The sequence below is a fragment of the Gordonia shandongensis DSM 45094 genome, from assembly GCF_000423025.1.
Classification (GTDB): Bacteria; Actinomycetota; Actinomycetes; order Mycobacteriales; family Mycobacteriaceae; genus Gordonia; species Gordonia shandongensis.
Map to the genome: position 1 here is coordinate 1 of NZ_AUHE01000002.1, position 23,261 is coordinate 23,261.

A 23,261-nucleotide genomic window follows, 5' to 3' on the forward strand; every position below is an offset into this window, starting at 1 on the left:
CGACGACGCTGATGTGCTGCTGGAGTTCTACCGTTACCCGGCCGAGCACTGGATTCATCTGCGCACGACCAACCCGATCGAGTCGACCTTCGCCACGGTCCGGTTGCGCACCAAGGTGACCAAGGGCCCCGGCTCACGGGCCGCGGGACTGGCGATGGCCTACAAACTCATCGAAGCCGCACAGACGAAATGGCGGGCCGTCAACGCACCCCACCTCGTCGCTCTCGTCCGGGCCGGCGCTACCTTCAAAAACGGCGAACTCGTCGAACCCGGCACCGTCTCACCCGACCAGCAGGAGGCTGCCTGAAACAACCTCATCCACAGGTCTTGACAATAGCTCCTCGCCCTTGCGGACGGACTAACTGTTGACGTGCTGGCGGGCGCGTTCACCGTAGAGGAAGGCCGCTCCATCGTGCTGGCGCTCTGGAACCTGCCGTGAACCGTCTGTAAGTCTTCGTAGTGGCTGGCCGGCAGGGTTGGCGTCGTCACTCGGCGCTCGCTGTGACTCCTGAATCGTCTGCACCCTTGGGGCGTCATGCCCAGGATCTGTCCAGCGGTGGCTCACAGAGGCTGCCACCGTCCCTGACCGGGGTTCGTCGACCGGGTCGTGACATCTATCGTCGACGTACACCGCGGGATGCGACGCGACACCGATGCCCGAGCGAGCCGCGGCCCGCGCGGCCGGCGGCCGACCGACGAGAGAGCAGGAGATCACATGACCGAACTGTGGGTGGAACGGACCGGGACCCGGCGCTACACGGGGCGAAGTTCGCGGGGCGCCGAGGTGCTGATCGGCGACGAGTCGTTCGACGGCGTCTTCACCCCCGGCGAACTGCTCAAGATCGCGTTGGCCGGCTGCACCGGGATGTCGACCGACCGCCCGTTGTCGCGTCGCCTCGGCGACGACTACGACGCCACCGTCCGAGTGTCGGGCGACGCCGACCGCGAGCAGGAGCGCTACCCGCGTCTCGATGAGACCCTGGAGGTCGACTTCTCCGAACTCGACCCCGATGCGGCGCAGCGCCTCCTCGTGGTGGTGCAGCGGGCCGTGGAGAAGGTCTGCACCGTCGGACGGACGCTCGATGCGGGCGCCGAAGTGAATCTGCAGATCGAGACGGACTGATGGCCGCGGACCGACGGCTTACCGCATGGGTGCACGGCACCGTGCAGGGAGTCGGATTCCGCTGGTGGACTCGGTCGCGGGCCCTTGAACTCGGGTTGGTCGGATACGCGTCGAACAAACCCGACGGCCGCGTCCTGGTCGTCGCCGAAGGGTCCGAGAACGCGGTCGCCGCGCTCCTCGACGCGCTGCGCTCGGGCCGGACACCGGGACGAGTCGACCTCGTCGTGGAATCGTTCGAGGCGCCCCGCGGCGGCCTCACGGGCTTCGAGGAACGATGATCGTGGCAGGTCGCGGGCGGCCGCACCGCCGGAGTGGGTAGGCTGACGGGTCGTGCACCTGAAGAGCCTCACCCTGAAGGGATTCAAGTCGTTCGCGTCGTCCACGACGCTGCGCTTCGAACCCGGGATCACCTGTGTGGTGGGGCCCAACGGATCGGGCAAGTCGAACGTCGTCGACGCCCTCACGTGGGTCATGGGCGAACAGGGCGCCAAAGCGTTGCGCGGCGGAAAGATGGCCGACGTCATCTTCGCCGGCACCTCCGGACGCTCGCCCCTCGGGCGCGCCGAGGTGACCCTCACGATCGACAACTCCGACGGCGCCCTGCCGATCGACTACTCCGAAGTCTCCGTGACCCGCCGCATGTTCCGCGACGGAGCCGGCGAATACGAGATCAACGGTGAATCGTGCCGTCTGATGGACGTGCAGGAACTCCTCTCGGACTCGGGCATCGGCCGCGAAATGCACGTGATCGTCGGCCAGGGACGCCTCTCGGCGATCCTCGAATCTAAACCCGAGGACCGGCGGGCGTTCATCGAGGAGGCCGCAGGCGTCCTCAAACACCGCCGCCGCAAGGAGAAAGCGGTCCGCAAACTCGACTCGATGGCCGCCAACCTCGCCCGCCTGACCGACCTGACCACCGAACTGCGCCGACAACTCAAGCCACTGGGCCGGCAGGCCGAAGTCGCGCGCCGCGCCGCCACCGTGCAGGCCGACCTCCGCGACGCCCGCCTCCGGCTCGCCGCGGACGACCTCGTGACCCGTCGCGCAGAGATGGCCGAACACAGTGCGGTCGAAGCCGACGTGCGCCGCCAACAAGACGAGGTGGCCGCGGCCCTCGACTCGGCCACCGAGGCCCTGCACACCGCACAGGAGCAGCTCGCACAGGCGACCCCCGCCGCATCGGAGGCCGAACGCGTCTTCTACCAGCTCAGTGCCCTCGCCGAACGCGTCGACGGCACCAACCGGCTCGCCGGTGAACGCGCCACCAACCTGGCGACGCCGACCGCCGCCGAAACCGGTCCGGACCCCGACGACCTCGACCGCCAGGCCGAGGAGGCCGCCCTCACCGAGGCGGAGCACGCCGAGACCGTCGAAGCGGCCGCCGAACAACTCGACTACGCGACGGCCGCACTCGCCGCCGCCGAACAAGCCGCGACCGCCGCCGAACAAGCCCACATGGCGGCCGTCCAAGCCGTCGCCGACCGCCGCGAAGGGCTGGCGCGCCTCGAAGGCGAAGCCGCCAACCTGCGGACCCGCGTGGAATCGGTGGACGCCGAGACCGCACGGCTCACCGCCGCGATGGACGCCGCCGCCGACCGCGCGCAGACGGCCCAAGCCGGACTCGATCTCGAGACGGCGCGCGTCGCCGAACTCGAAGAAGCCGAACGCGGACTCGACGACCACCACGAGAAATGCGTGGCGGCCCTCGAACAGGCGACGACGACCGTCGACCGATTGCACGAGGAGGAGCGCGAAGCGGCGCGGTCCATCGCCTCACTGACCGCACGCATCGAAGCCCTCGCCGTCGGACTCGAACGCGCCGACGGCGGCGCATGGCTCGTCGAACAGGGCGCCGACGGCCTGCTCGCCCCGCTCGCGGATCTCATCACCGTGGAACCCGGGTACGAGGCGGCCGTCGCCGGTGCTCTCGGCCCGGCCGCCGAATCGCTCGCCACGGTCGACGGCGTCGCGGCGGTGCGGGCACTCGACGTCCTGCGCGCCGGAGACGGCGGGCGCGCAGCGCTCATCGTCGGCGGCCTCCCACAGCGGCCGCGAGCAGCCGTCGACCTGCCGGCCGGCGCCGTGTGGGCGCGCGACCTCGTCGCCGCGCCGGAATCGGTGGCCGGCGCCCTGGACGTCCTCCTGGCGTCGGTCGTCGTGGTCGACGACGCGACGGCGGCACTCGCGGTGGCCGGCGACCACGGGTTGATCGGCATCACCCGCGACGGCGACCGCATCTCGGCGGCCACCGTGGAAGGCGGATCGACACGCCGACCGTCGACCCTCGAAGTCCAGTCGGAGATCGACGCGGCCACCGACCGGCTCGCCGCGTCGCAGAAGACCGCCGAACGCGTCGAGCGCGAACTCGTCGAGGCGCGGGCCGCCCAGGAGCGGGCCAGGGACTCCGCCGAGGATGCGCTCGCGGCGCTCAACGAGTCGGATGCGGCGGTCGGCGCGGCCTACGAGACGCTCGGCCGGCTCGGCGCCGAGATCCGTGCGGCACGCGACGAGGCCGATCGCATGATGCGCCAACGGAACTTCGTCGAACAGGGCAGGGCCGAGAACCTGGCGGCGCTCAGCGACGTCGAGGAACGGCTCGCCCGGGCGATCGACGGCGACGACGAACCGACCGGCGACACCGATCGCGAACTGCGGGAGGCGGCCGCGGCCGAGGTCGCCGAGGCCCGTTCGGCCGAAGTCGAGACGCGGCTGACCCTCCGGACCGCCGAGGAGCGTCTCGCGTCGGTCCGCGGCCGCGCCGACAGCCTGCGGCGCGCGGCGGAGGCGGAGCGCGCAGCGCGCGAACGGCGCCGCCGCCAGGACGAACAGCGTCGCGCGGCGGCGACGATCGCCGCCGCGGTCGAATCCACCGGCGAACGGTTGGCCGTCGCCGTCGCGGCCGCCGTCGCCGACGCCGCCCAGACACGCGACAGTCTCGCGGCGGTCCGCTCCGAACGCAGCGCCGAGGTGGACGCGTTGCGCGCCCAGACCGAACAGCTGGCGGGCGTGATGAACGGGTTGCGCGACGCCGTGCACCGTGACGAACTGGCGAAGGCTCAGGCCGCCCTGCGGATCGAACAGCTCGAGGAGCAGGTGCTCGAACAGTTCGCGATCGCCCCCGACGATCTGGTCGCCGAATACGGTCCCGACGTCCCGATGCCGCCGTCCGAGCTGGAGATGCGCGAGTACGAGGCGGCCAAGGAACGCGGGGAGCAGGTGGTGGCGCCGGCGCCGATGGCCTACGACCGCGCGACGCAGGAACTGCGTGCGAAGACGGCCGAGAAGGACCTGCGCACCCTCGGCAGGGTGAACCCGCTGGCGTTGGAGGAGTTCGCCGCACTGGAGGAGCGATACACCTTCCTGTCGGCGCAGTTGGAGGATGTGAAGGCGGCCCGCCAGGACCTCCTCGACGTCATCGAGGACGTCGACGCCCGCATCCTGCAGGTGTTCACCGAGGCGTACGCCGACGTCGAGAAGGAGTTCTCGCAGGTCTTCGCGACGCTGTTCCCGGGCGGTGAGGGCCGTCTGGTGCTGACCGACCCCGGTGACATGCTGACCACCGGCGTGGAGGTGGAGGCGCGGCCGCCGGGGAAGAAGGTCAAACGCCTCTCGCTGCTGTCGGGCGGGGAGAAGTCGCTGACGGCCGTCGCCATGCTCGTCGCGATCTTCCGGGCGCGGCCGTCGCCGTTCTACGTGATGGACGAGGTCGAGGCGGCCCTCGACGATGCGAACCTCCGGCGCCTCATCTCGCTGTTCGAGCAACTGCGGGAACGCTCGCAGCTCATCGTCATCACGCACCAGAAGCCGACGATGGAGATCGCCGACGCCCTCTACGGTGTGAGCATGCGGGGCGACGGCATCACCCAGGTCATCTCGCAGCGCCTCCGTGGCATCGACATTCAACCGAACACCGACTCCGCTCCCGTGAGCTGAAAGGGAAGACGTCACTCGTGGACACCCAGTTGATCATCGGCATCGTCATCGCCGTTCTCGTGGTCCTCGCCCTCGTCGCAGGTGTGGGCTACGCCCTGAACCGGCGGCGCCGCATCTCTCTGCGCGATGAGCCGACGACCCCGGGTGTGCAGACCACCGACGGGGACAGTCGCGCCGTCGACCGGTCCGGCGGTTACAGCGCCGGGTCGGGCTTCACGTTCAGCCAGGGCGGCCCGGGCGGGTCGGCCGGTACAGCGGCGCCGGAGCCGCCGGAGCCGGACCAACGAGAGCCGGAGCCCCAGGAGCCGGCGGTGGAACCGGCGTCGCCCCCGGAACCGGATGCGACGGCCCCCTCGGAAGCCGCGCCGACCCCCGCACCCGAAGCTGAGCCCGAACCCCAGCCCGAACCCGAGCCCGAACCCGAACCCCAGGTCGAACTCGATGAGATCGCACCGCCGGCCGGGCGCCTCTCGCGCCTTCGCGGCCGACTCTCCCGATCCCAGGGAGCGATCGGGGCGAGCGTCCTCGGCCTGCTCGGCGCCGGCGACCTCGACGAGGACAGCTGGGAGGAGATCGAGGACACGCTCGTCATGGCCGACCTCGGAACGGCGGCGACGGCGACCGTCACCGAGCGGCTGCGGGAAGAACTCGCCGCGGGCCGCGTCCGGTCCGCGGACGACGCCCGATCCGCCCTCCGGCGCGTCCTGGTGGAACAACTGCAGCCCGACCTGGACCGATCGGTCAAGGCGCTGCCGCACGCCGATCGACCGGCGGTGATCCTGGTGGCCGGCGTGAACGGCGTCGGAAAGACGACGACCACCGGCAAACTGGCCCGCGTCCTGGTGGCCGACGGTCGACGCGTGCTGCTCGGCGCGGCCGACACGTTCCGGGCCGCCGCCGCCGACCAGCTGCAGACGTGGGGCGAACGGGTCGGAGCCGACACCGTGCGCGGCCGCGAGGGCGCCGATCCGGCGTCGGTCGCCTTCGACGCGGTGTCGACCGGCATCGACCAGGGCGTCGACGTGGTCCTCATCGACACCGCCGGCCGGTTGCACACCAAGTCGGGGCTGATGGACGAGCTGGGCAAGGTCAAACGCGTCGTCGAGAAGAAGACCGACGTCGACGAAGTGCTCCTCGTCCTCGACGCCACCGTCGGCCAGAACGGGCTCATGCAGGCGAAGGTGTTCGCCGAAGTCGTCTCCCTGACCGGCGTCGTGCTCACCAAACTCGACGGGACCGCGAAGGGCGGCATCGTCTTCCGCATCCAGGAGGAGCTGGGCGTCCCGGTGAAGCTCGTCGGTCTCGGCGAGGGCGCCGACGATCTGGCGCCGTTCGAACCCGAGGCCTTCGTCGACGCCCTCCTGTGAATCGAGGCTCGGCCTACGCTGGTGATGCGGCAACCGAGAGGCAGGGAGTCCCGATGAGCGATACGCACGATGTGGTCAACCAGGCGCCGGCACGCGTCGACGTCAACGAGTACACGTCGCACCCGGCACTCGTCGACGCCGTCGGCGTCTACGGCGGATCGTGGGCGACCGACGCGCTGACCGAGGCGGGGGCGCTCGTCGGGCGGGCCGACTTCCAACGCGACGCCGAACTGGCCAACACCATCCCGCCGACGCTGCACACGCACGACCGGTGGGGCAATCGGGTCGACGAGATCGAGTTCCATCCCGCCTACCACCGCGTCATCGGCGACGCGATCGCCCGCGGAGCGCACACCAGCTGCTGGTCCGAGCCCCGCGCCGGCGCCCACGTCGCGCGCGCCGCGATGTTCATGCAGTTCGGACAGATCGAACCCGGGCACGCGTGCCCCGTCAGCATGACGCACGCGGTGGTCCCGTCCCTGCGGACCGATCCCGTCCTCGCCGAGCAGTGGCTCGGACGGGTGTTCTCGCGCGACTACCGTCACGAGCTCGACGGTCCGAAGACCTCGGCGATCTTCGGGATGGCGATGACCGAGAAACAGGGCGGTTCGGATGTGCGAGCCAACACGACGCGCGCCGTCGAACAGGCCGACGGCTCGTACCTCATCACCGGACACAAATGGTTCTGCTCGGCACCGCAGTCGGATGCCTTCCTCGTGTTGGCGAAGACCCCGGGCGGAGTCACCTGCTTCGTGGTGCCGCGAGTGCTGCCCGACGGCACACGGAACGTGTTCCGCATCCAGCGGCTCAAGGACAAACTCGGCAACAAGTCGAACGCGTCGAGCGAGGTGGAGTTCGAGAACACCGTCGGCCACCGGCTCGGCGACGAGGGCGCCGGCGTCCGAACCATCATCGAGATGGTCAACCAGACCCGTCTGGACTGCGTGCTGGGCAGCGCGGCCGGAATGCGACAGTCGGTGGCCGAGGCGGCCTGGCATGTGCGGCATCGGTCCGCGTTCGGCGCCGTCCTCGTCGACCAGCCGGCGATGACCGCGGTGATCGCCGACCTGCAACTGGAGGCCGAGGCCGCCGTGTGGACGGGGATCCGGCTCGCCGCGGCCTACGACGACGACTCCGCGGAGTCGACGGCGTTCCGGAGGCTCGCGACCGCAGTCGGCAAATACTGGGTGTGCAAGCGCGGTCCCGGCCACGCCTACGAGGCCCTCGAATGCCTCGGCGGCAACGGCTACTGCGAGAACGGCTTCCCGTTGGCGCGTCGCTACCGTGAACAGCCGGTGATGGCCGTGTGGGAGGGGTCGGGCAATGTGATCGCCCTCGACGTGCTGCGGGCCATGATGCGCGACCCCGCGTCGGTGGAAGCGCTCGACGGCGAGTTCGAGAAGGCGCTCGGCGTGCACCGCGCCTACGACCTGCACGTGGAGCGGACACGCAAACTCGTCGCGGCGGCGGCCGCCGACCCCGCGGCGGCCCCCGCGCTCGCCCGCCGTCTCACCGAGTCGATGGCCATCGCATTGCAGGGCAGCGTCCTCATCCGGGAGGCTCCGGCTGCGGTGTCCGACGGTTTCGTCGCCGCCCGGATCGCCGACCCGGGGCACCTCTACGGGGTCCTCGGCACCGACCTCGACCTCGGCGCACTCGTCGATCGCGCCTGAACGTAACCGCAGCGAAACACGCCGTCGCATCGTGTGACGGCGACGAAACGATTCCGGCCCCGACCCGGCAACATCCCGGGCGCATCCTCGTGTCGAGCCGTCGACGGACGACGACTCGGCAGGAGGTGCCATCGTGCAGAGTGCATTGCCCGACGACGTATTCGGGACCGTCGACACCGGTGACACGGCCTGGCTGCTGATCAGTGCGACGCTCGTGCTGCTGATGACCCCGGCGTTGGCGTTCTTCTACGGGGGACTCGCCCGTCGCAAATCGGTGCTCAACATGATGATGATGTCGTTCGCCGCCCTCGCATCGGTGACCGTGGTGTACGTGCTCTGGGGGTTCTCGACGGCGTTCGGCGACTCGGTGACCGGCGCCGACGACATCGGCGGGGTCTTCGCCGACCCGTTCGCGCTCTTCGGATCCGGGCAGCTCACCGAGACCCGGACCGTCGGCGGCGCCGCCGAGACGGTCCTGTGGGGTGCCACGCACGTCCCGGCCACCGCCTTCCTCGCCTTCCAACTGACGTTCGCAGTCATCGCGGTGGCACTCGTGAGCGGGGCGATCGCCGAACGCGTCCGGTTCGTGACCTGGGTGGTCTTCACCGTCCTCTTCGTCACCGTCGTCTACTGTCCGATGGCGCACATGGTGTGGGGCGGCGGACTGCTCTCCGACGCCGGCCGCTCCCTGTCGGCGTGGATGTTCGGCGTCGCCGACGGTGTCGCGAAGGTCGCGCCGATCGACTTCGCCGGCGGGACCGTCGTCCACATCACGGCCGGCACCGCGGGGTTGGTCATCGCGCTGGTCGTCGGACCGAGGCGGGGATTCGGTCGCACCGCGTACCGGCCGCACAACATCCCGCTGGTGATGCTCGGCGCCTCCCTGCTGTGGTTCGGCTGGTTCGGATTCAACGCCGGCTCGGCGTTGACCGCCGACGCCACCGCCGGACTCGTGTGGATCAACACCGTCGCCGCGACCGCGGCGTCCGTGATCGGCTGGCTCGCGGTGGAGTGGATCCGCGACCGGCACCCGACCAGTGTGGGCGCGGCCTCCGGCGTCGTGGCCGGCCTCGTCGGCATCACCCCGGCCTGCGGTGCGCTCACCCCCGCCGGGTCGCTGCTCCTCGGACTCGTCGCCGGCGTGCTCTCCGCGCTCGCGATCGGACTCAAGTTCCGGTACGGCTTCGACGACTCGCTCGACGTCGTCGGCGTGCACCTGGTGTCGGGACTGTGGGGGACCGTCGCGGTGGGACTGCTGTCGCACGAGAGCGGGCTGCTGTACGGGCACGACTACCGGCAACTCGTCGTCCAAGTGGTCATCGCCGCCGCCGCCGTCGCCGTCAGCGGAGTGCTCACCGCCGTGATCGCGGTGGCGCTGCGTCCCCTGGGGTGGCGGATCGACCCCGAGGCCGAACTCACCGGCATCGACGCCGCCGAGCACGCGGAGAGTGCCTATGAAGCCGTGTGAGAAGGGCCGCGGCACTAGGCTTTCGAACCAGGCACGGCGTTCGGGCGAGGGAAGGGTCGAACCATGAAACTGATCACCGCGATCGTCAAGCCGTTCACGCTCGACGACGTCAAGGCCGCACTGCAAGAGGCCGGCGTCGTCGGGATGACGGTCAGCGAAGTGCAGGGATACGGTCGCCAGAAGGGGCACACCGAGGTGTACCGCGGGGCGGAGTACGCCGTCGACTTCGTCCCGAAGGTGCGTGTGGAGGTCGTCGTCGACGACGACGCCGTCGACCAGGTCATCGACGTGGTCGCGGACGCCGCGCGGACCGGCAAGATCGGCGACGGCAAGGTGTGGGTGACCCCGGTGGAGACCGTCATCCGCGTCCGCACCGGCGAACGCGGGCCCGACGCCCTCTGAGCAGCCGCCGTCGGTGAACGGTCCCGGCTGCAGGCCGGGGGCGACGCATGGAAAGATGGAGGAATGTTCGAATCCCTCTCCGACCGGTTGACCGGTGCTCTGAAGGATCTGCGCGGCAAGGGGCGTCTGACCGACGCGGACATCGACGCCACCGCGCGCGAGATCCGACTCGCACTGCTCGAGGCCGACGTCTCGCTGCCCGTCGTCCGGACGTTCATCGGCCGCATCAAGGAGCGCGCCAAAGGCGCCGAGGTGTCCGGCGCGCTGAACCCCGCCCAGCAGATCGTGAAGATCGTCAACGAGGAGCTCGTCGGCATCCTCGGCGGCGAGACGCGGCGCGTCCAACTCGCCAAGACCCCGCCGACGGTCATCATGCTCGCCGGCCTGCAGGGTGCGGGCAAGACCACCCTCGCCGGCAAACTGTCGGCCTGGCTGGTCAAGCAGGGACACACCCCGATGCTCGTGGCGTGTGACCTGCAGCGCCCCGGAGCGGTCCAGCAGCTGCAGATCGTGGGCGAGCGGGCCGGAGTCCCGGTGTTCGCACCCCACGCGGGCACCGGCGTCGGCGGCGAGGGCGACCTCGGCGTCGACGGATCCGCCGCCGCGGTCGACGTGGCGCAGGCCGGTGTCGACGAGGCCCGGACCAAACACCACGACGTCGTCATCATCGACACCGCCGGTCGCCTCGGCATCGATGAGGAACTGATGCGGCAGGCCTCCGACATCCGGGACGCCACCGACCCCGACGAGGTGCTGTTCGTCCTCGACGCCATGATCGGTCAGGACGCGGTCACCACGGCGCAGGCCTTCGCCGACGGCGTCGACTTCACCGGCGTGGTGCTCACCAAACTCGACGGCGACGCACGCGGCGGTGCCGCCCTGTCGGTCCGGGAGATCACCGGCAAACCCATCATGTTCGCGTCCACCGGCGAGAAGCTCGAGGACTTCGACGTCTTCCACCCGGACCGGATGGCCAGCCGAATCCTCGGCATGGGCGATGTGCTGTCGCTCATCGAGCAGGCCGAAGCGCATTTCGACGCCGCCGAGGCCGAGAAGACCGCCGCCAAGATCAGCCAGGGCGAGCTGACGCTCGACGACTTCCTGCAGCAGATGATGATGATCCGCAAGATGGGTCCCATCGGCAATCTGCTCGGGATGCTGCCCGGCGCCGGGGACATGAAAGACGCCCTCGCGCAGGTCGACGACAAGCAACTCGACAAGATCCAGGCGATCATCCGGGGTATGACGCCCGGTGAGCGTGACGACCCGAAGATCATCAACGCATCGCGGCGGCGTCGTATCGCCACCGGTTCCGGCGTCACCGTCACCGACGTCAACCAGCTCGTCGACCGGTTCTTCGCCGCCCGCAAGATGATGTCGCAGATGTCCGGGCGGATGGGCATGGGCCCCGGCGGCGGCCGAAAGAACAACCGCAAGGGCAAGAAGGGCAAGAAGGGCAAGGGCAAGAACAGGGGGCCCACGCCGCCCAAGGCCATGCGCGGCGGCTTCCCCGGAATGCCGCCGGGGATGGGGCTGCCGCCCGGAATGGACCTGTCGTCCATGCCGCCGGGCCTCGACGAACTGCCGCCCGGCCTCGAGGGCATCGACCTGAACGATCTGAAGTTCCCGAAGAAGTAGTCCGGCATGAGTGACGCTGTCGAGTTCTCGGGTATCGACCCCTTCACCGGGGAGCCGCTCCGGTTCTGGGTGGTCGACGGGACCGTGTCCACCGACCCGGTTCCCGGCGCGACCCGCGTCGACGATGCAGGCTGGATCGTTCCCGGCCTCGTCGACGCCCACAACCACGTCGGCATCGCACCGGGCCTCGGGGTGACGATCGACCAGGCGCGGGGCCTGGCGGACAAGGATCTCCGCGCGGGGACCACCCTCATCAGGGAGGTCGGATCGCCGCTCGACACCCACCCGCTCGACGACGACCCGCACGGACCGAGATTCGTGCGGGCCGGACGGCACATCGCACGCCCCAAGCGGTACCTGCGCGACTACGGCGTCGAACTCGACGACCCCGACGACCTGGCCGCCGAAGTCGCCGTGCAGGCCGCAGCGGGCGACGGGTGGGTCAAGATCGTCGGCGACTGGATCGACCGCGAGGTCGGCGACCTCGCACCGCTGTGGACCCGCGCGCAGCTCGACGCCGCCGTCGCGGCCGCACACGAGAACGGGGCGCGGATCACCGCGCATGTCTTCGGTGCCGACGCGCTGCCGGACCTGATCGGTGCGGGGTTCGACTCGATCGAGCACGGCACCGGCCTCGACGAGGACCTCATCGACGAGATGGTCCGCCGCGACATCGCCCTCGTACCGACGCTCATCCAGCTCGAGACCTTCCCGGACATCGCGGCGGGAGCCGACCGATTTCCGACGTACAAGCAGAACATGCTCGCATTGCACGCCGGTCGTCACGACGTGTTCGCGCAGGCCCGCGAGGCGGGCGTCCGGATCTACGCAGGCACCGACGCCGGCGGGACCATCGAGCACGGCCGGATCGTCGACGAGATCGAGGCGCTGACCGGGATCGGACTGTCACCGCTCGAAGCCCTCGCCGCGGCATCGACGGCCCCGCGTGCCTGGCTCGGCGTGCCCGGCATCGAACACGGTGCCCGCGCCGACTTCCTCGCCTTGGACGCCGACCCCGCCGTCGACCCGTCGACCCTGCGTCGCCCACGCCACATCGTGTGCGGCGGGCAGCGGATCTGAACCGCTACTGCAGGATCTGCAGAACGCCGATGATGATCAGCAGGACGGTGACGAACCATCCGGCGCCACGGGCGACCGTCTCCTGATTGCGACGCCCGTAGGCGAAGACCCGTCCGATCCACCAGTGCGGCCGAGCGCGCACCGCCACTAGTGCCAGACCGGCCAGGAACGGCAGACTCAACGCGACCAGCGCGTACAAAACCACCCCGAGATACCGTTCGGCGCCCGGGATCTCGGAGGCCGACAGGACCGCCAGCCCCGCATAGAACGGGACCGAGGTGGCCGACTGCACGACACCGAGGACCACACCCACCACCACGGTGAGCGGCGACGGCTCCTTCAACGGCGTGAGAATCCTGTCGACGAGCCCCGAAGAGTCACCGCCCCGCCACGTCAGGTACGCGGTGAGCAGGCCCGTCAGGATCAGCAGGACGCCGAACGCCGGCGAGTCGAGGACCGCCTCGACGAGGGGTTGCAGCCCGTCGAACACCAGCATCACGACCACGGCCAGGGCGAAGACCCCCAGCCAGTCGCCGATCAGCAGGAGGGGAGCGATCCGCCGGTACCGGCCCGGCGCCAGCATCATCGCCAAGGCCACGAGGACTCCGATGAGGAGCACGTTCACCGAGTCGACGAAGGCGAGCGACAGGGCGTGCAGCATGGGTCCGGCGTCCTCCGACGATCGTGCGGAGACTGTCATGACGTCTCCGGTGGTCCGGTGCCACGCTACCGGGTGGATGTCGTCCCGAGCGTTCCGGACTGCCGGACCACGGGCGGCCGGCCGGACCGGACCGTTCCGACGATCCCCGGTTTGGGTGACAAGCGCCGCTTCTGGCAGAATGAAACGCTGGTTCGTCGGACCCGGTCACGGCCGACCGACGGTCACCCCGTAAGAGATCGCAAAACCGGGCTCGCCACACCTCGGCGAGTCGCTGAATTGCGCAGTGACAAGGAGACGCCCCATGGCTGTCAAGATCAAGCTCACGCGGCTCGGCAAGATCCGCAACCCGCAGTACCGCATCGTCGTCGCCGACGCGCGCACCCGTCGCAACGGCCGCGTCATCGAGACCATCGGCAAGTACCACCCGAAGGAAGAGCCGTCGCTGATCGAGGTCGACTCGGAGCGCGCACAGTACTGGCTCGGCGTCGGCGCGCAGCCGACCGAGCCGGTCCAGGCGATCCTCAAGGTCACCGGCGACTGGCAGAAGGCCAAGGGCCTCCCGGGCGCCGACGGCACCCTGAAGACCGCCGCTGAGAAGCCGAGCAAGCTCGACCTCTTCAACGCCGCCCTCGCCGCCGCCGACAGCGAGCCGGCCGCCGAGGCGACCACGGCCAAGAAGAAGTCGAAGAAGGCCGCCGAAGACAAGGCCGCCGAGAAGGCTGACGAGGCGAAGGCCGACGACAAGGCTGACGAGGCGAAGGCCGACGAGGCGAAGGCTGACGAGAAGCCCGCCGAGGATGCAGGCGACGCCAAGGCGGACGCGTGAGCGTCATCGTCGCTGATGCCGTCGAACACCTCGTTCGCGGTATCGTCGCCAACCCCGACGACGTCCGCGTCGACCTCATCACCGGTCGTCGCGGCCGCATGGTCGAAGTTCACGTGAGTCCCGAGGACCTCGGCAAGGTGATCGGCCGCAACGGCCGAACCGCCACCGCGCTGCGCACCCTGGTGACCGCCATCGGCGGCCGGGGAATGCGCGTGGACATCGTCGACACGGACCGGTAGACGCCGTCTGATGGATCTCGTCATCGGTCGCGTGGTGAAGACGCACGGCGTCCGCGGCGAGGTCGTCGTCGACATCCGCACCGACGACCCCGCCACCCGGTTCGCCGTCGGCACCACCCTGCGGGGGCGTGCGCCACGGCAGGCCGGCGGCGACGAGTCCGAATACCAGGTGACAGCCGCCCGGATGCACTCCGGGCGGCTGTTGCTGTCCCTCGAGGGCATCGCGACCCGGGAACGGGCCGACGAGCTGCGCGGCACCCTGTTCCTCATCGACGCCGCCGACGTCGACTCCGGCGACGATCCCGACGAGTTCTACGATCACGAACTCGAGGGACTGCCGGTCAGCAGAGTCGACGGCGAATCGATCGGCACGGTCCGCGAAGTCCTGCACCTGCCGGGCAGCGACCTGCTGGCCGTCGTGACCCCCGACGGCCGCGAGGTGCTGATTCCGTTCGTCGCCGAGATCGTCCCCACCGTCACCCGAGACCACATCGAGATCGACCCGCCCGACGGTCTCGTCGACCCCGTCGAGGACTGAGACGGATGCGGATCGACGTTCTGACGATCTTCCCCGAGTACCTCGAACCGCTGCGCGCCGCACTGCTCGGCAAGGCCATCGAATCGGGGCTCATCGAGATCGGCGTCCACGACCTGCGGGACTGGACGCACGACGTGCACCGAAGCGTGGACGACACCCCCTACGGCGGCGGCCCCGGGATGGTGATGAAACCCCAGGTCTGGGGCGATGCACTCGACGACGTGTGTCCCGACGACGCGCTCCTGGCGGTCCCGACGCCCGCCGGCGTCCCCTTCACGCAGGCCACCGCAGAACGGTGGAGCCGCGAGGATCGCATCGTCTTCGCGTGCGGTCGATACGAGGGCATCGACCAGCGGGTCTTCGACGACGCCGCCCGCCGCGTCCGGGTCGAGGAGGTCTCGCTGGGCGACTTCGTCCTCATCGGCGGAGAGGTCGCCGTGCTGGCGATGGTGGAGGCGACCGTCCGCCTCATGCCGGGCGTGCTCGGGAACCCGCAGTCGCACCGCGAGGACTCGTTCTCCGACGGCCTGCTCGAGGGGCCGAGCTACACCCGCCCGCGCGAGTGGCGGGGCCTGGAGGTTCCCGAAGTCCTGCTGTCGGGGGATCATGCGCGTGTCGCGGCATGGCGGCACGCGCAGTCCGTGGAACGCACTCGCGATCGACGCCCCGAACTCCTCGACGACTGAATTCGCGGCGGGTCGGCGTGTCGCGGAACCGGCCGCCGTCGGTGCGCGTCTGACCGGTATGGGGACTTCCTGGATGGTCGACGTCACCGAGATCCTCGCTCGCCTCGACTCGATGGACTCCGCCGCTGCGCAGGCCGACGCCGCGGAGATCGGTCGGATCATCGCCGACGCCCGTCGGATCGCCGAACGACTCCGCGCCGCGTTCACACCGATCGTCGGTGAGGCCGGCCGATCGGCAGCCGAGTCGAGCAGAGCGGGAACCCTGCTCGGCCGCGATCTCGACGCGGCACTCGACGGGCTCACCACCGGGCACGACGCGCTCGCGTCGGCGTCGGGTCACCTGGCCGCGGCGTCTGCCCTCCGTCCACGAGTCGCGGCCATACCGGACCTGCCCCCGGTGACACCCGCCGCCGCGCTCATCGTCGAATCGCTGCGGACGGCCATCGCTTCGGAACTGACTGCCGGATACAACGTGCCGATGGCCGGGGCGGCCGACGGGCTCGCGGCGGCACCCGCGGTCACCCTCAGCAACGGCGTGCCGAACGCGGCGGCGCTGCGGGCGGACCCGGCGGCCGGCGTCGCGGGACACGCTCGTGACCTGCCGGATGTGTCCGCGACGCCGGGGCCGACGCCGGGAGGTGCCGTCGGGACGGATCCCGCGTCGGGGCCGGCGAGTGCCCCCACAGCGCCGGCTGCGACGCCGGATCCGGCCGGCCAGGCGGTGCGCTCGCCGTCGGTCGCGGGAACTCCGGAGTCGGGGGCACCCGCGTCGTCGGGCCCCGGCGGTGGAGGACCGGCCCCGGCGCCGTCGGCGGTCCCGGTCGTGCCGGCGACCGGGATGCGCGGGCGTCCGGTGTCGGCGACCGCCCGGCCGGCGGCGTCGACCAGTCCGGTCGCGCGGAGCGGTGGTCTCGTCGATCGGCTCGCCGCCCTGCGACGGCAGGTCCCGCCCGGTGCGTCGACCACGCAGGCGCCGCCCGCCGACGCGACGGAGTCGGTGACGCGACGTCCTGCCGCGCGCCCCAGCGGGGCGGGTGCCGGTACGCCGTACGGGCCGGCGGGCACCCGCGGCGCACCGGGAGCGGGGGACGATCGGAGCAGACGTCGTCCGGCCGCATATCTGTCGTCGGCGGACGAGGGCGTTCTGGTCCTGGGGCCGCAACCCTGGGTGGTTCCGGCGGTCATCGGGGCGGTGGAGGACGACGACGGTGTCGACGGTGACGGTGATGTGGCGGACGACGGCCCGTCTGCCGGGGACTGTGCTGGTGAGGACGGGGCCGGGGACGCAGAGCAGCGGATCGATCCGACGCTGTGACCCGATTTCCGTCGGGGCGGGTTCTCTGGCAGAATGTTTCAGGTTGCCGACCGACGTCTTCCGGCGTTCGGGTCGTGCACGGAAACCATGCCACGGGCACGAACCGGTCGAACCCCGCGCACGCGCGGCGGCCGCCAGGTTCCTCTGCTCCAGCCCAGATTGGACGACAATGAACACGCTCGACTTCATCGACAAGCAGTCTCTCCGCGACGACGTACCCGAGTTCGCTCCCGGCGACACCCTTGACGTGCACGTCAAGGTCATCGAGGGCTCGAAGGAGCGCGTCCAGATCTTCCGCGGTGTCGTCATCCGGCGCCAGGGCGGCGGGGTCCGCGAGACCTTCACCGTCCGCAAGGTGTCGTTCGGTGTCGGTGTGGAGCGCACGTTCCCGGTGCACAGCCCGAACCTCGCCAAGATCGACGTCCTGACCCGCGGTGACGTGCGTCGTGCGAAGCTCTACTACCTGCGCGACCTGCGCGGCAAGGCTGCGAAGATCAAGGAGAAGCGCTGATCCGGCGCCGTCTCACACGGCTTTTCGTGAACCGCTGACACGCGAAACGTCGGTGGCCTCGTCCCGAACGGGACGAGGCCACCGACGTTTTCCCCCTTCCCGCGTCAGCCCGTGCCTTCCCGCGTCACCCAGGAGCATCCGCGGCCGTTCGTCCGGCCGCGGATGTGTTCGGCTGACGCGGGAGCAGGCGGGGCGCGATGATGGACGCCGCCGAGCCGGTCCGGGGCGACGCGCGTTCAGTGGCAGTCGACCGGTGCGACGGCCCGATGATCGGTCACGACGCGGTCGGACTCCAGATCGTGGATCTTGGTGACGAACCGGAGGTCCCCGCCGGGGCCGAGCGGGCGGAGGACCCGCGCGGCCAGCGAGTCGAAGTCGTACGCGTCCTCGTAATAGCCGCGAGCGGAGTCGGTGTCGCGTCGACGATGGCGCCGAGCGGCGACATGGTGAAAACCGTCGGAAGCGACGAACACCACCGGGCGACCCAAGGCCCTGACCGTGGCGGCGAGCGCACGGGCGAATGTCGACTTTCCGGCACCGCAGATGCCGTCGACGCCGACGCGCCAGGGGTGGCCCCGCGGCGCGTCGACGAGTGCCCGCGCCACGCGATCGATGACGAGGTCGCTCGTGTCTGACATGTGACCAGCCAACACGGGCTCAGGGGGCGGTGCAAGGCGGGAAGGTCGCCGCGCGGCGGCGAGCGGAACAGGTGATCGCTACTCTGATCTATGTGACAGACGACTACGGGGACGAGACGGACCGCGGCGAACGGGCACGCGAGGACGCGGACCGCATCGCAGGACATCGGGCGCACGGCACGCACGAGGGAGACGCCACGCACGACGAGGGCTCCGCGTACGGCCGCGACGGAGCGGGGCGAGAGCCGTCTTTCGTGATCCGCGAGGACGAAGACGAGGACGAGAAGCGAAAGCCGTTCCGCTGGCTCACCGAGCTGGTCGTCATCGTCTTGATCGTGCTCGGACTGATGTTCCTCGTCGCGCAGTTCGGGTTCCGCCAGTACGTCGTCCCGTCGGAGTCCATGGAACCCACCCTGCACGGCTGTGACGGGTGCGCCAACGACCGGATCGCCGTCGACAAGATGGTCTACCGATTCAGTGATCCCGAACCCGGCGACGTGGTGGTCTTCAAGGCGCCGAGCGACTCGTGGGACGGCATGTGGCAGAGCCCGCGCTCGTCGAACGAGGTGATCCACAAGGTGCAGGACGTGCTCTCCTGGTTCGCGCTGCAGCCGCCGGACGAGAACAACCTGGTCAAACGAGTGATCGCGACCGGCGGGCAGACCGTGGAGTGCCACGCCGACGACGGTCGCGGCGTCGTCGTCGACGGCAAGCCGCTCGACGAGCCCTACATCGACCTCTCCCTGCAGGCGAAGGCGTACAGCGAGTCCGGCGGTGTGCTCGGCGGCGGTTCGTGCTTCGGACAAGACTTCGGGCCCATCACGGTGCCGGACGGCAACGTGTGGGTGATGGGCGACAACCGCTCCGACTCGGCGGACTCGCGAGCACACACCGAGGACCGCTTCCACGGCACCGTCCCGGTGTCCGACATCCGCGGCAAGGTGCGGTTCATCATCTACCCGTTCTCGCGTATCGGCGGTGTCGGCTCGGTCGACCCCCAACACTGACCACGGGGGATCGGTGCTCACACGATGGCCGCCGCGATCGCCGGTGCGTAAGGCCTCCGGACTGCGGACGTTGGAGCAGACCCTGTCCCGACAGGGTCTCGGTCCGGTCGCCGGTGTCGACGAGGCGGGACGCGGGGCGTGTGCCGGCCCCCTCGTGGTCGCCGCATGCGTTCTGAGAAACGGACGGCGAGCGGCGCTCGACGGGCTCGACGATTCCAAACGGTTGACGGCACAGAGCAGGGAGCGCCTCTACGACGCGGTGATCGCGCACGCACTCGCCTGGCACGTGGTGGTGGTCGGCCCCGGCGAGGTGGACCGAATCGGGATCCACGTGGCGAACATCGAGGGCATGCGGCGAGCTGTCGCGGGACTCGGCGACCGCCCGGGATACGTGCTCTCCGACGGTTTCGCCGTGCCGGGTCTGGCGGCACCCTCGCTGCCGGTGATCGGCGGTGACGCGAACGCGGCATGCATCGCGGCGGCGTCGATTCTCGCGAAGGTGACGCGAGACCGCATAATGGTGGCGCTCGACGAGACCGTCCCGGGCTACGAGTTCGCCGTGCACAAGGGGTACAGCACGGCGTTGCACATGGCGCGCCTCGACGCCCTGGGACCTTCGCCGCAGCACCGTATGAGTTACCGGAACGTCCGCGATAGGCTGGCCTGATGAGCGCTGAGGATCTCGAGAAGTACGAAGCCGAGATGGAGTTGTCCCTGTACAAGGAGTACAAGGACATCGTCGGTCAGTTCACGTACGTCGTGGAGACCGATCGCCGTTTCTACCTCGCGAACGGTGTCGACCTCATCCCGCGGAACGCCGACGGCGAGGTGTATTTCGAGATCCACATGAGCGATGCGTGGGTGTGGGACATGTACCGTCCGGCGCGGTTCGTCAAACAGGTTCGGGTGGTGACGTTCAAGGACGTCAACGTCGAGGAGTTGGAGAAGCCCGAACTGCGGTTGCCCGACGAACCCTGAATCGATCGTCGACGTCGGCCCAGAGTGATCTGGGGATCGATGGCGGTTGATCCACACTCGCCGAGACCTGCCGTCGGTGTGCTTGTTCGTGCACGCAGTGGCCGAGGATCGTCGTCGGCATGGGGGAACAGCGGCCGCGTCGGGACCGACGGCGACTCATCGGACAGATCGGCGAAGACCTCGTCGCGGACTATCTGCACGGCCTGGGGTGGCGGGTGCTCGCACGGAACTGGCGGACGCGGTACGGCGAGCTGGATCTGATCGCGGCGGACGGCGACACCCTGGTGGTCGTCGAGGTCAAGACGCGGGCGAGCCGCACGTACTCCGATCCGCTGGCCGCCGTCACGCCGGACAAGCTGCGGCGGATGCGGTCGCTCGCGCGCCAGTGGCTCGATCAACAGGAGGCCTTCTGGCCGACGATTCGGTTCGATGTGGTGTCGGTGAAGTTGGACGTCGCCGATCCGGAGGATCCGGCGCGTGCCAGTTGGCGGCATCACGCCGGAGTCTGCGAGTAGTCGTGGCCGGGCTGGGACGCGTGCATTCGGTGGGCCTCAACGCCTTCGCCGCCGACGTGATCGAGATCCAGGCGAACATCAGCTCGGGGCTCCCCGGAGTCACCATCAGCGGGAGCGTCGACACCTCGCTGCGGGAGGCCAAGGAACGCGTGCGCGCCGCGATCGCCAACAGCGACCTTCAGTTTCCGGCGACGAAGGTGACGATCGCGCTCGCCCCCGCGCGCCTGCCGAAGTCGGGACCCGGCTTCGATCTGCCGATGGCCGTCGCCGTGTTGATCGCGGCGGGCAAGGCCCCCACGACGAGGCTGCCGGGCACGGTCATGCTCGGGGAGTTGGCGCTCGACGGCCGGGTGCGGGCCGTGCGCGGCGTCCTCCCGCTGCTGCTGGCCGCTCGCGCCGCCGGATTCGAGCGTGCCGTGGTCCCGATCGAGAACGTCGCCGAGGGCGCATTGGTGACCGGCCTCGACGTGGGCGGCGCCCGATCGCTGTCGGACGTGCTGGCCTGGCTGGCCGGCGACCTGGTCCTCGACACCGTCGACGGCGACCCGGTGGAACCGGACCGGCCTGCGGTTCCCGACCTGGCCGACGTCGCCGGTCAGGCGTCCGCGCGCCGAGCGCTCGAGGTCGCTGCGGCCGGGGCTCACCATCTGTTCATGGTGGGGCCGCCGGGAATCGGTAAGACGATGCTGGCCAGCCGGCTCCCCGGGATCCTGCCGCCACTGTCCGACGAGGAGTCGCTGGAGGTGACGGCCGTCCATTCGGTGGCGGGCACTCTCGCCGGTCGGCATCCCCTCATCACGTTCCCGCCCTTCGTGGCACCGCACCACAGCACGGGGATCGCCGCCCTCGTCGGCGGTGGAACGGGGTTGGCCCGGCCCGGGGCGGTGTCGCGGGCCCATCGCGGGGTGCTGTTCCTCGACGAGTGCGCGGAGATGGGACCGAAGGTTCTCGACTCCCTGCGACAGCCGCTGGAGGAGGGGGAGGTGCGGATCAGCCGCCGCGACGGCACGGCCGTGTATCCGGCGAGGTTCCAACTCCTGCTGGCGGCCAACCCCTGTGCGTGTGCGCCGCCGAAAGACGTCGACTGCGTGTGCACGTCGGTCCAGCGTCGCCGCTATCTCGGGAGGCTCTCGGGGCCCCTCATGGATCGCATCGACATCCGGGTGCGGATGGATCCGCCGGGCGACACCGCACTGATGACCGGCGGCGCCGAAGACAGCGCGGCGGTGGCGGCGCGGGTCCGGCAGGCGCGTGCGGCGGCCGCTCATCGATGGGGCGACGACGGGTGGCGAACCAATGCCGAGGTGCCGGGAACCGCGCTGCGCCAACGGTATCGGCCCGCGCCGGATGCGTTGCGCCCGGTGGAGGACGCGCTGCGTACCGGACGGATCACGGCGCGCGGGGCGGATCGTGCACTGCGCGTGGCGTGGACGATGTGCGATCTGCGCGGTGGCGACTCACCCGATGTCGACGACGTGATGACGGCACTGTTGTTTCGCGATCGAGGAGGACACCCGTGAACGATGAGACGGCCCGTTCGTGGGCGTATCTGGCGGCGGTGGCCGAGCCGCCGTGCGCATCCCTGATCGCACTGGTCGACGAGTTGGGTCCGGTCGACGCCGCGACGGCGATCCGGCGGCGGTCGGTGCCGGACGCGCATCGCGCGGTCCTGGCCGTCACCGAGGCGAGGGCGGCGACCGACACCGCGGTCGGCGACATGGAGCGCTGCGCCGAGACGGGTGCGCGACTCGTCACCCGCGACGACGCGGACTGGCCGACGTGGCAGCTGCTCGCCCTCGATCGTGCGGAGACCGCGCAGCGTGGTGGGGCACCCCTGGCGCTGTGGGTGCGGGGGCCGGCGTCGTTGACGGCGGTCGCCGACGCGGCGATCGCACTGGTCGGGTCGCGTGCCTCATCGGCGTACGGCGAACACGTCGCCCGCGACATGGCGGGCGGGCTGGTCGACCAGGGGTGGGCGGTGGTCTCCGGCGGCGCGTACGGGATCGACGGTGCGGCGCACCGCGGGGCTCTCGGTGCCCACGGCGTCACCGCTGCGGTGTTGGCCTGCGGTATCGACCGCGATTACCCGTCGGGACACGCGGCCCTCCTCGCGGAGATCGCCGCGACGGGGCTGGTGATCAGCGAGTACCCGCCTGGTACGGGTGCGGCCAAACATCGGTTCCTGACCCGCAATCGACTGGTGGCGGCGCTCTCGTCGGCGGTGGTCGTGGTGGAGGCGGGACGGCGGTCCGGTGCTGCGAACACCGCGGCGTGGGCCGCCCGCACGGGCCGCCCGCTGGGGGCCGTTCCCGGGCCGGTGACCAGCGCGACGTCCGTCGGCGCGAATGCGATGATCGCCGACGGCGACGCGGCGCTGGTCGCGGATGCGGCGGCCGCGGTGAGTCTGGCGGCTCCGGACGGCCGCGATCACCGGCCGGAGGTGCGGTCGCGGCGGACCGACGGGCTGCCGCCGGATCGGCTGCGGGTCCTGGAGGCGTTGCCCGCGCGCGGGACGTCGACGGTGGACGAGATCGCGTTCACGGCGGGACTGCCGCCGTCCGAGGTGCTCGCGGCCCTCGCGGCCCTCGACCTCGCGGGGCTGGTCGACGGTGTCGACGGCGCGTGGCGGCTCGACCGGTGATTCGTGTTAGGCTGACCTAAGA

24 protein-coding genes are annotated in these 23,261 nt (G+C 70.3%); 22 read left to right on the plus strand and 2 right to left on the minus strand.

The genetic code is table 11. From position 1 onward, the window contains the following. The 10 genes from G528_RS16210 to G528_RS0102810 form a co-directional block, all read left to right on the plus strand. A partial coding sequence (locus G528_RS16210; RefSeq protein WP_035718775.1) for a transposase occupies window positions 1-307 on the plus strand: 307 nt, incomplete at its 5' end. A gap of 408 nt (window positions 308-715) precedes the next feature. Further along, on the plus strand, window positions 716-1,123 hold the full coding sequence (locus G528_RS0102770; RefSeq protein WP_026917636.1) for an OsmC family protein: 408 nt from the start codon (window positions 716-718) through the stop codon (window positions 1,121-1,123). Next, on the plus strand, window positions 1,123-1,401 hold the full coding sequence (locus G528_RS0102775) for an acylphosphatase (protein WP_026917637.1): 279 nt from the start codon (window positions 1,123-1,125) through the stop codon (window positions 1,399-1,401). The genes G528_RS0102770 and G528_RS0102775 overlap by 1 nt, the downstream gene beginning before the upstream one ends. Window positions 1,402-1,453: 52 nt before the next feature. Next, the gene (gene smc / locus G528_RS0102780; RefSeq protein WP_026917638.1) at window positions 1,454-5,056 is read left to right on the plus strand and encodes a chromosome segregation protein SMC; all 3,603 of its coding nucleotides are present in this window, start codon (window positions 1,454-1,456) and stop codon (window positions 5,054-5,056) included. A 17-nt stretch (window positions 5,057-5,073) separates the two neighbouring features. After that, window positions 5,074-6,423: a signal recognition particle-docking protein FtsY gene (ftsY, locus tag G528_RS0102785; RefSeq protein WP_026917639.1), complete on the plus strand. Its 1,350-nt coding sequence runs from the start codon at window positions 5,074-5,076 to the stop codon at window positions 6,421-6,423. Window positions 6,424-6,476: 53 nt separating this feature from the next. After that, a complete protein-coding gene (locus G528_RS0102790; protein WP_026917640.1) occupies window positions 6,477-8,096 on the plus strand; it encodes an acyl-CoA dehydrogenase family protein in 1,620 nt (539 codons plus the stop codon). A 133-nt stretch (window positions 8,097-8,229) separates the two neighbouring features. Further along, window positions 8,230-9,564: an ammonium transporter gene (locus G528_RS0102795; protein ID WP_026917641.1), complete on the plus strand. Its 1,335-nt coding sequence runs from the start codon at window positions 8,230-8,232 to the stop codon at window positions 9,562-9,564. A 63-nt stretch (window positions 9,565-9,627) separates the two neighbouring features. After that, the gene (locus G528_RS0102800; RefSeq protein ID WP_026917642.1) at window positions 9,628-9,966 is read left to right on the plus strand and encodes a P-II family nitrogen regulator; all 339 of its coding nucleotides are present in this window, start codon (window positions 9,628-9,630) and stop codon (window positions 9,964-9,966) included. Between the two features lie 63 nt (window positions 9,967-10,029). After that, entirely contained in the window at window positions 10,030-11,604 is a 1,575-nt protein-coding gene (gene ffh, locus G528_RS0102805; RefSeq protein WP_026917643.1) for a signal recognition particle protein, read from the plus strand. Between the two features lie 6 nt (window positions 11,605-11,610). Continuing rightward, the gene (locus G528_RS0102810) at window positions 11,611-12,684 is read left to right on the plus strand and encodes an amidohydrolase family protein (RefSeq protein ID WP_026917644.1); all 1,074 of its coding nucleotides are present in this window, start codon (window positions 11,611-11,613) and stop codon (window positions 12,682-12,684) included. Window positions 12,685-12,688: 4 nt separating this feature from the next. On the opposite strand, the gene G528_RS0102815 is transcribed toward G528_RS0102810, so the two are convergent. Next, window positions 12,689-13,345, minus strand: a complete 657-nt coding sequence (locus tag G528_RS0102815) for a membrane protein (protein WP_026917645.1) — start codon at window positions 13,343-13,345, stop codon at window positions 12,689-12,691. Window positions 13,346-13,646: 301 nt separating this feature from the next. Between G528_RS0102815 and rpsP the strand changes: the two genes are divergently transcribed. The 6 genes from rpsP (at window position 13,647) to rplS (ending at window position 17,460) form a co-directional block, all read left to right on the plus strand. Then, a complete protein-coding gene (gene rpsP, locus G528_RS0102820; protein WP_026917646.1) occupies window positions 13,647-14,171 on the plus strand; it encodes a 30S ribosomal protein S16 in 525 nt (174 codons plus the stop codon). After that, complete coding sequence (locus tag G528_RS0102825) at window positions 14,168-14,410, plus strand: RNA-binding protein (protein WP_026917647.1); 243 nt, start codon at window positions 14,168-14,170, stop codon at window positions 14,408-14,410. The genes rpsP and G528_RS0102825 overlap by 4 nt, the downstream gene beginning before the upstream one ends. Window positions 14,411-14,420: 10 nt before the next feature. Next, a complete protein-coding gene (gene rimM, locus G528_RS0102830) occupies window positions 14,421-14,948 on the plus strand; it encodes a ribosome maturation factor RimM (RefSeq protein ID WP_026917648.1) in 528 nt (175 codons plus the stop codon). 5 nt (window positions 14,949-14,953) lie between these two features. Beyond that, window positions 14,954-15,634: a tRNA (guanosine(37)-N1)-methyltransferase TrmD gene (trmD, locus tag G528_RS0102835; protein ID WP_026917649.1), complete on the plus strand. Its 681-nt coding sequence runs from the start codon at window positions 14,954-14,956 to the stop codon at window positions 15,632-15,634. A 58-nt stretch (window positions 15,635-15,692) separates the two neighbouring features. Continuing rightward, the gene (locus G528_RS0102840; RefSeq protein ID WP_156890334.1) at window positions 15,693-16,949 is read left to right on the plus strand and encodes a hypothetical protein; all 1,257 of its coding nucleotides are present in this window, start codon (window positions 15,693-15,695) and stop codon (window positions 16,947-16,949) included. Between the two features lie 169 nt (window positions 16,950-17,118). Further along, window positions 17,119-17,460 (plus strand): 50S ribosomal protein L19, encoded by a 342-nt coding sequence (gene rplS / locus G528_RS0102845; protein WP_026917651.1) that lies wholly within the window; start codon window positions 17,119-17,121, stop codon window positions 17,458-17,460. 236 nt (window positions 17,461-17,696) lie between these two features. On the opposite strand, the gene G528_RS18695 is transcribed toward rplS, so the two are convergent. After that, on the minus strand, window positions 17,697-18,098 hold the full coding sequence (locus G528_RS18695; RefSeq protein WP_051198222.1) for a nucleoside/nucleotide kinase family protein: 402 nt from the start codon (window positions 18,096-18,098) through the stop codon (window positions 17,697-17,699). 155 nt (window positions 18,099-18,253) lie between these two features. Between G528_RS18695 and lepB the strand changes: the two genes are divergently transcribed. The 6 genes from lepB to dprA all read left to right on the plus strand — a co-directional run bounded on the left by lepB (window position 18,254) and on the right by dprA (window position 23,239). Further along, the gene (gene lepB / locus G528_RS0102855) at window positions 18,254-19,105 is read left to right on the plus strand and encodes a signal peptidase I (protein WP_026917652.1); all 852 of its coding nucleotides are present in this window, start codon (window positions 18,254-18,256) and stop codon (window positions 19,103-19,105) included. 13 nt (window positions 19,106-19,118) lie between these two features. Beyond that, window positions 19,119-19,772: a ribonuclease HII gene (locus G528_RS0102860; RefSeq protein WP_026917653.1), complete on the plus strand. Its 654-nt coding sequence runs from the start codon at window positions 19,119-19,121 to the stop codon at window positions 19,770-19,772. Next, the gene (locus G528_RS0102865; RefSeq protein ID WP_026917654.1) at window positions 19,772-20,083 is read left to right on the plus strand and encodes a DUF2469 domain-containing protein; all 312 of its coding nucleotides are present in this window, start codon (window positions 19,772-19,774) and stop codon (window positions 20,081-20,083) included. The genes G528_RS0102860 and G528_RS0102865 overlap by 1 nt, the downstream gene beginning before the upstream one ends. Before the next feature lie 119 nt (window positions 20,084-20,202). Continuing rightward, on the plus strand, window positions 20,203-20,598 hold the full coding sequence (locus G528_RS0102870; RefSeq protein ID WP_026917655.1) for a YraN family protein: 396 nt from the start codon (window positions 20,203-20,205) through the stop codon (window positions 20,596-20,598). Between the two features lie 2 nt (window positions 20,599-20,600). After that, the gene (locus tag G528_RS0102875) at window positions 20,601-22,118 is read left to right on the plus strand and encodes a YifB family Mg chelatase-like AAA ATPase (RefSeq protein WP_245569653.1); all 1,518 of its coding nucleotides are present in this window, start codon (window positions 20,601-20,603) and stop codon (window positions 22,116-22,118) included. After that, a complete protein-coding gene (dprA, locus tag G528_RS0102880) occupies window positions 22,115-23,239 on the plus strand; it encodes a DNA-processing protein DprA (protein WP_026917657.1) in 1,125 nt (374 codons plus the stop codon). The genes G528_RS0102875 and dprA overlap by 4 nt, the downstream gene beginning before the upstream one ends. The last annotated feature ends 22 nt before the right edge of the window (window positions 23,240-23,261 follow it).

Bases quoted from the DNA above. Each gene is read 5' to 3' on its own strand.
- G528_RS0102775 (WP_026917637.1), top strand. From the start codon at position 1,123: ATGGCCGCGGACCGACGGCTTACCGCATGGGTGCACGGCACCGTGCAG.
- G528_RS0102865 (WP_026917654.1), top strand. From the start codon at position 19,772: ATGAGCGCTGAGGATCTCGAGAAGTACGAAGCCGAGATGGAGTTGTCC.
- G528_RS0102840 (WP_156890334.1), top strand. From the start codon at position 15,693: ATGGGGACTTCCTGGATGGTCGACGTCACCGAGATCCTCGCTCGCCTC.
- rpsP (WP_026917646.1), top strand. From the start codon at position 13,647: ATGGCTGTCAAGATCAAGCTCACGCGGCTCGGCAAGATCCGCAACCCG.
- G528_RS0102810 (WP_026917644.1), top strand. From the start codon at position 11,611: ATGAGTGACGCTGTCGAGTTCTCGGGTATCGACCCCTTCACCGGGGAG.
- G528_RS0102870 (WP_026917655.1), top strand. From the start codon at position 20,203: ATGGGGGAACAGCGGCCGCGTCGGGACCGACGGCGACTCATCGGACAG.
- G528_RS0102770 (WP_026917636.1), top strand. From the start codon at position 716: ATGACCGAACTGTGGGTGGAACGGACCGGGACCCGGCGCTACACGGGG.
- rimM (WP_026917648.1), top strand. From the start codon at position 14,421: ATGGATCTCGTCATCGGTCGCGTGGTGAAGACGCACGGCGTCCGCGGC.
- G528_RS18695 (WP_051198222.1), bottom strand. From the start codon at position 18,098: ATGTCAGACACGAGCGACCTCGTCATCGATCGCGTGGCGCGGGCACTC.
- ffh (WP_026917643.1), top strand. From the start codon at position 10,030: ATGTTCGAATCCCTCTCCGACCGGTTGACCGGTGCTCTGAAGGATCTG.
- G528_RS0102790 (WP_026917640.1), top strand. From the start codon at position 6,477: ATGAGCGATACGCACGATGTGGTCAACCAGGCGCCGGCACGCGTCGAC.
- G528_RS0102800 (WP_026917642.1), top strand. From the start codon at position 9,628: ATGAAACTGATCACCGCGATCGTCAAGCCGTTCACGCTCGACGACGTC.
- trmD (WP_026917649.1), top strand. From the start codon at position 14,954: ATGCGGATCGACGTTCTGACGATCTTCCCCGAGTACCTCGAACCGCTG.
- G528_RS0102815 (WP_026917645.1), bottom strand. From the start codon at position 13,345: ATGCTGCACGCCCTGTCGCTCGCCTTCGTCGACTCGGTGAACGTGCTC.
- rplS (WP_026917651.1), top strand. From the start codon at position 17,119: ATGAACACGCTCGACTTCATCGACAAGCAGTCTCTCCGCGACGACGTA.